Here is a 9236-nt window from a genome sequence, read left to right as displayed (position 1 = left end):
TCCCGAGCTCGTAGATATCACCGGGAACGTACGTTCGCCGGACTGAGCAGGGAAGGGGGCACGGCCCACGCCCGGCCCACATAGGGTCAGGTCAGCAACGCGGCGCCGTCTTCGAGGCGCACCATGGTGCGCGAAGATTCGGCGCCGCTGTGTTGCTGGGGGTTGTTGGTGGGGTTGAGACTGGTGGGGTTCGTCGTGGTCGACCCCGTATTCCTCTGTGGTGCCGGTGAGCCTGTAGGTCAGCATGGTGGCGGAGGGCTTCCACGGGAACCGTGGATTGGTGCCATCGAGCCCGAGCGTCAGACTTTGAAGTCTTCCCTGCCCTCCCCGCGACGGACGCTTCAGGTGGAGTCGTGGGAAGGGGTTGGTGGCGATGGAAGTGGTGCATGCGCGGTGTGCCGGGCTGGACATCTCGAAGAAGGATGCGAAGGTGTGCGTCCGGATCGCCGGCGCGGGTCGGCGCAAGACGGTCGAGACGGTCACGACGTGGGCGTCGATGACCGGCCAGATCCTCGCGTTGCGCGATCATCTGGCCGCCCAACGGGTCACGTGTGTGGTGATGGAGGCGACCAGCGACTACTGGAAGCCGTTCTATTACCTGCTCGAGGACCTGTCCGGTGTGGAGGTGCTGCTGGTCAACGCCCGCCACGTGAAGACTGTCCCGGGCCGTAAGACCGACGTCGCGGACGCTACCTGGCTGGCGCAGTTGGGTGCGCATGGGCTGGTGCGTGGCTCGTTCGTGCCGCCGGCCGAGATCCGGCAGTTGCGGGATCTGACCAGGGCCCGGACGGCGATCACCCGCGAACGCGCCCGGGAGGCCCAGCGGCTGGAGAAGCTGCTCGAGGATGCCGGCATCAAGCTGTCAGCGGTCGCCTCCGACATCCTCGGGGTGTCGGGGCGGGCGATGCTGGAGGCCCTGATCGCCGGCGATCGCGACCCGACCGCCCTGGCTGACCTGGCCAAGCGGCGGCTGCGGGCGAAGATCCCCGAGCTGACCGAGGCGCTCAACGGGCGGTTCGGTGAGCATCACGCGTTCCTGGCCCGGGTGCATCTGGACCTCATCGACCGCCACACCGCCGCGATCAACCAGCTCACCGCCCGGATCGAGCAGGTGATCGAGCCCTTTCAGGCCTTCCGGGCCCTGATCTGCACCATCCCCGGGATCGCCACCCTGACCGCCGACGTGATCGTCGCCGAGACCGGCGCCGACATGAGCCGCTTCCCCACCGCCAAGCACCTGGCTGCCTGGGCCGGCACCACACCGGGGAACAACGAATCCGCCGGGAAGGTGAAGTCCAGCAAGACCAGGCCGGGCAACCCCTACCTACAAGGCGCCCTCGGTGCCGCGGCCATGGCCTGCGCCCAGAACCCGCGCACCTACTACGGCGCCCGCTACCGCCGCATCGCCAGCCGCCGCGGACCCAAGAAAGCCAACGTCGCGATCCAGCACTCCATGCTCACCGCGATCTGGCACATGGCCACCACCGGCACCCTCTACACCGACCCCGGCGCCGACTACTACACCCGACTCAACCCCGAACGCACCCGCACCCGCGCCATCCGACAACTCCAAGCCATGGGCTACCGCGTCACCCTCGACACCGCGCCCTAAACGCCCCGACGCGAAGACCACCGTGGTGAATCTTCGCGTCAGAGGGTGGTTTCGGTCCTTCGGGAGAACGACAACAGCCGGGGCGGCTCCCAATCTGGGAGCCGCCCCGGAGTCGTTCCGTCTCAGGTGCTCTTACCCCAGGTGTCCCAGTTCGCCTGCGCAGGCACATCCCACACCGTAAACAGGTTGCGAAGCGTGCCCTGAGACGAGAACCGTGGCGACGTGCAGACAAACATCGAACTCCGCGAGTGTGCCGACGAACATCTGCCGGAGGTTCTCAAGGCGCAGGTACTGTCGTTCCTGCGCATCATCTGGCCGGAGGGATTCACCGGACCGAACCGGTTCCGTGACTGGACCTCTCATCCTGACCTGAGGCCTCACCACCTGCTGTACGCGGCTGGTTCCCAGCTCGTCAGCCACCTTGAGATCATCACTACGACCGTCTCGGTTGGCGGAGAGCACTACGTCGTGCAGAGCCCGACAGCGGTGATGACATTCCCTGCCTTTCGAGGTGAGGGCTGGGCCGGACTGCTGGTTGCCGCTGCGATTGCCCGCATCGACGCCGGCCCAGCAGATGTGGCGGTCCTGACTTGTGGCCCGCACCTCGTCGAGTTCTACAGTCGGGCCGGCTGGGAGATTGCCCCCGGTGCGACGATCCTGGCCGGAGCGGATGGGAGCACCTGGGTCTCCGATGACCTCCTCCTGACACGATCGGTCGGTCCTCGCAGCGCCGCATTCAGAGACTCCGTGCGCAAGCATCCAATGCGCGTAGCCGACGAGTGGTAACCAAGTCAGGATTAGCCGCCACGCGAGACACGAGCCGGGGCGCCTAGCCCTGCTCGGGGCTCGGCTCGGCGCGCGGCTGCTGTTCTGGCATCGGGACGATCCCGGCTGGGGTGACCTTGAAGTTGCGGTTGTTCCGGATCAGGTAGAAGAAGGAGCCCGCCGCAAGGACGTACGCGATGAAGTTCAGGACGAACGCCGTGTTACCGATCGAGTCGGGCGCGTAGTCAGGCTCCAGGAACGTCCCGACGTCGAACAGGCCGTGCACCACCATCGCCACCACGATGAGCCCGAAGGCCCGGCGGAAGAAGTACAGCGCGGCGCCGCTAAGGCCTGCCAGGACGACCTGGCCCAGCCCGGAAACCCCGGTGCCGAGGAACACGTTCGGCAGATGGAACAGGCCGAAGGCGAGGGCTGTCCACACGGCGGCCATGCCCTCGGACAGCCCGGCGCCCCGCATGCAGCGCAGGAAGAACCCGCGGAACAGCAGTTCCTCGGTCAGACCGACCAGCACACCTAGGCAGAGGACCGCGAGCAGCAGTTCACGGTCGATGTCGCCGTACCGGATGCCGACGAGGCGCACCACCATCGTGGCCACGAACGCTCCGAGAAGCACCCATGCCATGCGTGGCATCGGGAGCCGCTCCGGGTCGCGCCAGATCATGTCCCAGCGTGCCCAGGCCATGAAGGCCAGCAGGAGGACCGCCCCGACGCCGAGCGAGAGGACCGGTGCCTTCCACGCGTTCTCCGCGCTGTCGACAAACTCGTCGTACTCGACACCGGACGTCTGCTGAATCACGGCAAGCACGATCGCGTAGATGACGATCAGCCCGATCCCGACCTTGACCGTTGGCTGAATGCGGTACCTCGCCCCTGATGCGGCGCCGGCACTCTCCGGTGAAGCCACAATGCCCTCCCCCCTGTCGGCGCCCTCCGATGCCGACAGTGCCAGCGTGGCAGCGCCAGACAGCCCAGGAAAGCCCTCGCGGTGTGATCGGACAGCAGCTGAGGCGGGCCTCCTGTCAACTCGGAGCCATACCTGCGAGTCTGGGGCTACGGCTGGTCAACCTCGAGCGCCAGGAGGAGCGATGTCCGAGGAAACGATCGAGCGCGCGGTTCAGCAGGCTCTGACGCGCGATGGGATCGCCGATGAGGTGATCGCCGCAGGCCAGTTCAACCCCCGCGGCCAGACCGGCTCGCTCTTCGCCGGCGGTTTGGCGGGCGGCACCTTGGGCGGAGTCGGTGGCTCGGTAGGTGAGGCCGTCGGTGACTTCGCGGGCGTGATCGGTGGCATGCGCGCGAACGCGGCCGCCCACGGGATGCCCGAGTACATGTTGGTCGGAGTGACCGCCGACGGGGTTTACGGCTTCGAGGGCCGGTCGCGCAGCAAGGAGCCCGGTGCGATGGTCTTCAACGTCGCGAGGGCGGGGCTGGAGGTCAAGGTCCACCAGCGAGTGAACGTCAGGGTGCTCGAGCTGATCCATCCCGAGAGCAGCTCGCGGATCGAGCTCGAGGGCAGCAGGGTGCCGCTGACCCATTCCAAGGACGTGATCGAGGCCCTCTCCGAGGGATAGCGCACACCGATACCGACCAGCGGGGCGTGCGGACACGCACCCACGGCTAGCTGCCAACGGTGCCGTCTGTTGCCTCGCGCAACAGGTCCAGGTGGCCGCAGTGGCGGGCGGTCTCCTCGATCATGTGGATCATCGCGAACCGCAGCGTGAAGTCCATGTCATCACCGCGGGCGGAATCCTCGAGGTCAGCGTCCGTGATCGCGCGTCGAGAGTTCTGGCACTCCCGGACATAGTCATCGACGATCGTAGCCAAGGTGTCACCAGGCTCGATCCGGAAGTTGCCGTGCAGATCGTCCTCCAGCCACGGCCACTCCACGTCCAGATTTGCGAAGTCGATGCTGAACCAGAACCGCTCGGTCCCAGCCAGGTGCTTCACCACGGTCGCCGGCGTCAGGCTCGACGGCGAAACCACCGCCGTGAACGCCTGATCATCCGTCAGCCCAGCCACCTTGTTGACCACAGTGGCCCGATAGAAGTCGAGCATGCTCTCCAGCATCGCCCGCTCGGACCCACGCGAGATGGGACGACTACGCGCAATCGGAATCACCTCAGCCATTCCCACAGGCTACGCAGATGTCCCGCACTCCGAGATCTTGGAAACCGTGTGTTGCTTCACGAGGGCGCAGCCAGGGTTGGGCTCGAGAAGAACTCCGCGGGCGAAGTGACGCCCGCCGCTACCCTCGCAAAGCCGTCCATCGCCGCGGGGCTTTGCGATACCGCGCCGAGCAGTCGCTGCATCTCCGGGTCCGGTGGCTCCAGCGAGGCGAGCTGGGCGGTGAACTCGTACATCGGCATGACCTGGGTGTCCCTGGTGTCCTGGTACTCCTTCATGGCCGCGTCGTACGTCCGGCTGCCGGTGAAGGCCTGGTCGAGTGCCTGCACGCACAGCTCTGCGTCCCGGAAGGCGTCCTGGATGCCCTGGGCGGTAATGAAGTCCTTGAGATAGCCGGCGTCGCCGACCAGTGCCCAGCCGGGCCCGTACGGTGTGCGGAAGAAATTGGGGACCGCCGTTCCGACGAGCCGCTCCACGCGGGTGGCCGTCCTGGCCCGGGCCGCGAACGACGGGACCAGAGCCATGGTGGCGAGATAGCCGGCCTCGATGTCCGAACGGCTGTCGTGGAAGTCCCGCATCGGCAGTCCGCAGATGACCAGAGTGCGGCTGTCGTTGGTCGGCCAGGCGGCGAAGGCCCGGTCGGGCCGGACGTAGGTTTCGAACCGGCCGTCCATCGGCAGACCTGTCCAATAGGAGTAGTAGCTGTGCTGGAGCTTCGGCTTCTCGGCGTACTGGACGGCGCCGACAGCCTTCGCGACGAGTGAGTGGACCCCGTCGGCGCCGACGACAACACGCGCGTACTCCGTGACCCTGCTCCTGCCGGCACTGTGGCCGATGATCCCCGTCGCGGTGTCACCCTCGATCACGAGATCCTCGACGCTAAAGCCCTCGCGCACCTCCGCTCCCGCCTCCTTGGCAGCGTCGATGAGGATCTTGTCCAGGACCGTACGGCGTGGCGCGTACGCGACTCGAGATCCAGCCCCTGCCGGTGACCCCTCGATGATGAGGTCGCCGAAGTCGAAGGAGTAGGTGTCGATCGCCGGACAGTCGCTTGCGATCACGGCGGGAAGCAGCCCCCACCGGTCCAGAGCGGCAACGCCGGGCGGGTGGATGAGATGTGTGGAGATCGTGTCGCTCGGGAACGTCGCACGATCGACCACGAGCACGCGGTAGCCGCGGCGGGCCAGGAGCATCGCGGTCGACGAGCCTGCGCACCGCGCACCGACGATGATGGCGTCGTACATCTGGTTCGTCATGTAGTCGACGCTAGGCAGCGAACCGGGTTCACCGCGTCCACAGAATGTCCCGTGCTGGACGTGGGTAATTCTTCGCAGGTGTCAGACCAGGTTGTGCTGATGGGCGTACGCCGTGGCCGCCGACCGTGAGGTGACACCGAGCTTGATGAAGATCTTGCTCAGGTGACGAGCAACGGTCTTCTCGCTCAGGAACAGGTCGTCTGCTATCGCCCGGTTCGACTTCCCCACCGCGACGTGCCGCAGGACCTCGAGCTCCCGGACCGTGAGCAAGCTGGCAGCCCTGGTCGTGGCCTTGAGCTCCAACTCCTCAGCGCGAAGGAGGTCCGGCGCTGCTCCCAGCTCCAGGAAGAGCGACTTGGCGGCCTCGATCTCCAGCCTCGCGGTCACCTCGTCGCCCGTCTCCCTGCAGGCCAGCCCGATCAGCAGACGGGCGCGGGCGGCGTCGTACGGCGCATCGAGTTCGCGGAACGTCGCCACCGCATGGCCGAGCACCGCCTGGGCGCTGCGCGCATCACCCGCGGCCAAGAGCACTGCCCCCGTCATGTGCTCGCTGATGGCTGTCAGCAAGGGTGCGCGTAGCCTCTCGGCGGCCGCGGCCAGTTCCGCTGCCGCAGTTCGAGCAACCTCGATCGTTCCCGCGGCCAACATCACCTCGACGAATGCCGGCAGAATCCTGCACCGCGCCCCCTGGTCGGATGCGCCGTCGAGTGCGGTGCGGATCGCACGTTCGGCAGCGCCAGTGTCTCCGGCGGCCAGGAGCAGCAGCGCAAGTCCAGGCTGAGCGGTCTGCCCGAATCCGCTCGCCGTACGGTAGGCCTGCTCCGCGTCGCCGTACTCCCCACGCAACCGGTGAAGCTCTGCGAGCTGGTAATAGGCGGCGTCGGCCGACCGCACGGACGGCAATGAGGCCAGCCACCGGCAGGCCTGGTTCGCTTCGTCCACAGCATCCGACCAGTCGCCCTGCAACCGCATGATCTCGACGCGGTGGGCCAGGCACACGCCGCGGTAGGGCACCTGCTCCTGCTGCGCCGCACACCAACGCGACAGCTCGGCGGTCCACTCCTTGGCCCGACGCAGATCGAAGATCTCATGGCAGGCCGCAATCACGGCGCAGTACGCGAGCCCGGACACGATCGGTGACACCTCGCCGGCCGTCACCGCGATCATCGCCTCGTCGAGGAGCCGGATACCTTCGCCTGCTCCACCGAGCCGGATCCGGCTCTCGCCGATGGTGACCATGGCGAAGGTCTGCAGGTCGGGGTCGCTGAACCTGGTGGCGAACGTCAACGCCTCGTCCGCGGCCGCCTTGGCATCAACGGCGTGCCCGGCGAGATACCGCTGCAGCCCCTCCAGCGCGAGCAGGTACCCCTCCTCGACGCTGCCCTGTTGCGTCGCATCAAGCAGTCGTCGTCCTCTGGCCAACCAGCCGGCGCTCTGCGCCCACCGGCCGCTCACCACCAGGTTGACGCCCAGCCAGAACGTGCACCGCACGGCTCGCGACACCTCGCCATCGCTCAGCCATGCATGATGAGCTCGCGTCCACAGGTCGTCGCTCTCCGGATCCTTGCCGATCATGTGCGCGGCAAGCGCGAACCGCTCCAGGTCGTCGGGAGCGAGCGGATGGTGCCGATCGCCGTCGGACAGGATCGCGTACGCATCCCCCCATGCATGCCGTGACAATGCCTCGCCGGCGGAGCGTCGTGCTGCGGCTGGGCGCATAGGCCCAGTTTGGCCAGCCTGGCGCGGTTGGTCGAGTGTCAGCGCAGGCGGGCGCCGGTGCGAGCGGCCCAGTTCAGGTAGGCCGTCGAGAACATGGGGACCACCTCGGGCGCCGGATTGTTGACCGCCAACCGCTCGGCGGCAGCGCGAACCAATGCCTGGGTGTCGCCGAACGACGCCACGCCGAGCCAGGTTGGGATGATCGACTCGTACGCCGGGTTGGACAACGGTCCGCTGCCGTCCACGTTCGTGGTGACCGTCGGCCTGCCGTTCGATGCGGTGACCAGGACTCGTTGGCTGAACGTGCGGCACAGCTGGGTCATGTCGTCGGTGGTGACGCCGATCCGGGCCCGGTAAGCGGTCGCCGCCATCGTGATGCTGACGTGAGCGTGCGACACGTCCTCCTGTTGGCGACTCGGTCCGTGCGCCGGGAAGTTGTCGGACAGATCGTCGGCCCGGGTCCAGCCGGACCACAGCCATCCGTTGGTCCGGTAGTAGTGCCAAGTGGCGGTGCCGTCGGTCTGCCGAGTGAGGTCGCCGACGAAGTCCTGGACCAGCTCGGTCGCTCGCCGGCGGTGCTTGTGCCGGCCGGCCAGCGTCAGTTCGAGGTACGCCCGCGCCGGCGAGGTGGCGTAGTTGTGCGGCAGGTCGACGCCGTCCAGGTTGTTCGGCACGTCGCGGACGTAGATGTAATAGCCGCCGCCCTGGTCGGACAGCCGGTACTCGTGGTCGTGGACCGCGAGCGCCCGTTCGGCGGCGTCCAGGTATTCCTTCGCCTTGTCCCGGTACCGGCGTACGGACCGCAGCCGAGGAGTCGTCGCCACGATCCGCCCGAACCAGGCCAGCGGGTACGCCGCCTGCCCGGAGTGCACCGACGAGTGGAAGTACGCCGAGTGCATGGTGTCGACCAGCGGCCCCGGATCACCCGCGGCGTCCGGCGACGGCCGCAGATCCTTGGCTGTCAGCAGATCGACCCGGCCGTCGAAGGCCGTGTTGATCCGGCGTACGGCGAAGTCGGCCGAAGCGGGGTCCATCGTCAGGTTGTCGTGGGTCCGGCCGACATGGTTGTCGCGGTGGTACGTCGTGATCTTGAAGGTGCCCGGATTGGTCCCGGCGGACACGGTGACGTCGAGGCTCTCCGCGAACGTCCACGCGGTCCGGAGCCGCAGCGATGGCCGTCCCTGCACGTCGGCGAGCGCCAACTCGCCCGCGGAGTACGGCCAGTAGATCCGCCACGCGGGCAGCGACAGACCGCGCCAGTCGCTCACGCCGCGCACGGAGTCGCGGGTGGCGAGCATGTGGTCGGCGTGATCGATCGTCTTGTCGAGGTAGTAAGGGTCCCGGTAGGCCTCCCACATGAGCAGGTAGGACTGCAGGATGTACGCCTCGCCCCAACCGACCGCACCGCGGTTCTCGTTGAGTTCGTCCTTGCGGCCGTTGCCGTTGTTGAAACCCAGGTCGAGCGAGTCGAACTTGGCTCGGGTAGTCCAGTCCTCTGCACCGGCAGCCCGCGCGGTGCCTGTGGACATCCTCCAGCCGAGCACCCCGAGCCCGGCGGCGCCGAGCAACGTACGACGGTGGACCCCAGCAGCATGATTCTCCATCGGACAAACCTCCTGATCAGGGCGGTGATCGGATTTCGGCCATGACCGAAATTATCAAAGACGGTATCCGAAACAAGGCCTCCGCGCGAGAGGTCGTGCGCAACCGGCCGCAGCCGCGGTGTCAGTTCAGGCGGG

General features: G+C 67.2%; 8 protein-coding genes. 3 read left to right on the top strand and 5 right to left on the bottom strand.

The genetic code is table 11. The features are described from left to right. Positions 1–373: 373 nt before the first annotated feature. Together AB0I34_RS43815 and AB0I34_RS43810 are read left to right on the top strand one after the other, a co-directional pair. Complete coding sequence (locus AB0I34_RS43815) at positions 374–1612, top strand: IS110 family transposase (protein WP_360458580.1); 1239 nt, start codon at positions 374–376, stop codon at positions 1610–1612. A 222-nt stretch (positions 1613–1834) separates the two neighbouring features. Beyond that, the gene (locus tag AB0I34_RS43810; RefSeq protein ID WP_360458577.1) at positions 1835–2398 is read left to right on the top strand and encodes a GNAT family N-acetyltransferase; all 564 of its coding nucleotides are present in this window, start codon (positions 1835–1837) and stop codon (positions 2396–2398) included. Between the two features lie 43 nt (positions 2399–2441). Here the strand turns inward: AB0I34_RS43810 and AB0I34_RS43805 are convergent, their stop codons facing one another. Then, entirely contained in the window at positions 2442–3302 is an 861-nt protein-coding gene (locus AB0I34_RS43805; protein WP_360458574.1) for a CPBP family intramembrane glutamic endopeptidase, read from the bottom strand. A gap of 181 nt (positions 3303–3483) precedes the next feature. Between AB0I34_RS43805 and AB0I34_RS43800 the strand changes: the two genes are divergently transcribed. Continuing rightward, entirely contained in the window at positions 3484–3969 is a 486-nt protein-coding gene (locus AB0I34_RS43800) for a hypothetical protein (RefSeq protein WP_360458571.1), read from the top strand. 46 nt (positions 3970–4015) lie between these two features. On the opposite strand, the gene AB0I34_RS43795 is transcribed toward AB0I34_RS43800, so the two are convergent. The 4 genes from AB0I34_RS43795 to AB0I34_RS43780 all read right to left on the bottom strand — a co-directional run bounded on the left by AB0I34_RS43795 (position 4016) and on the right by AB0I34_RS43780 (position 9101). After that, positions 4016–4525 carry a DinB family protein gene (locus AB0I34_RS43795; protein WP_360458567.1) on the bottom strand — a complete coding sequence of 170 codons (510 nt, stop codon included), beginning with the start codon at positions 4523–4525 and terminating at the stop codon, positions 4016–4018. A 56-nt stretch (positions 4526–4581) separates the two neighbouring features. Beyond that, on the bottom strand, positions 4582–5778 hold the full coding sequence (locus AB0I34_RS43790; RefSeq protein ID WP_360458564.1) for an NAD(P)/FAD-dependent oxidoreductase: 1197 nt from the start codon (positions 5776–5778) through the stop codon (positions 4582–4584). Between the two features lie 81 nt (positions 5779–5859). Then, the gene (locus AB0I34_RS43785; protein WP_360458561.1) at positions 5860–7497 is read right to left on the bottom strand and encodes a LuxR C-terminal-related transcriptional regulator; all 1638 of its coding nucleotides are present in this window, start codon (positions 7495–7497) and stop codon (positions 5860–5862) included. Between the two features lie 38 nt (positions 7498–7535). Continuing rightward, positions 7536–9101 (bottom strand): hypothetical protein, encoded by a 1566-nt coding sequence (locus AB0I34_RS43780; RefSeq protein WP_360458558.1) that lies wholly within the window; start codon positions 9099–9101, stop codon positions 7536–7538. Positions 9102–9236 lie beyond the last annotated feature (135 nt).

The sequence above is a fragment of the Kribbella sp. NPDC050281 genome (assembly GCF_040655855.1).
Lineage (GTDB): Bacteria > Actinomycetota > Actinomycetes > Propionibacteriales > Kribbellaceae > Kribbella.
The sequence above is the reverse complement of the archived record's forward strand: the minus strand, read 5'-3'. Positions and strand labels throughout refer to the sequence as shown.

Coding starts and splice junctions, on each gene's coding strand:
- AB0I34_RS43780 (WP_360458558.1), bottom strand. CDS start 9,101: ATGGAGAATCATGCTGCTGGGGTCCACCGTCGTACGTTGCTCGGCGCC.
- AB0I34_RS43800 (WP_360458571.1), top strand. CDS start 3,484: ATGTCCGAGGAAACGATCGAGCGCGCGGTTCAGCAGGCTCTGACGCGC.
- AB0I34_RS43790 (WP_360458564.1), bottom strand. CDS start 5,778: ATGACGAACCAGATGTACGACGCCATCATCGTCGGTGCGCGGTGCGCA.
- AB0I34_RS43785 (WP_360458561.1), bottom strand. CDS start 7,497: ATGCGCCCAGCCGCAGCACGACGCTCCGCCGGCGAGGCATTGTCACGG.
- AB0I34_RS43815 (WP_360458580.1), top strand. CDS start 374: ATGGAAGTGGTGCATGCGCGGTGTGCCGGGCTGGACATCTCGAAGAAG.
- AB0I34_RS43795 (WP_360458567.1), bottom strand. CDS start 4,525: ATGGCTGAGGTGATTCCGATTGCGCGTAGTCGTCCCATCTCGCGTGGG.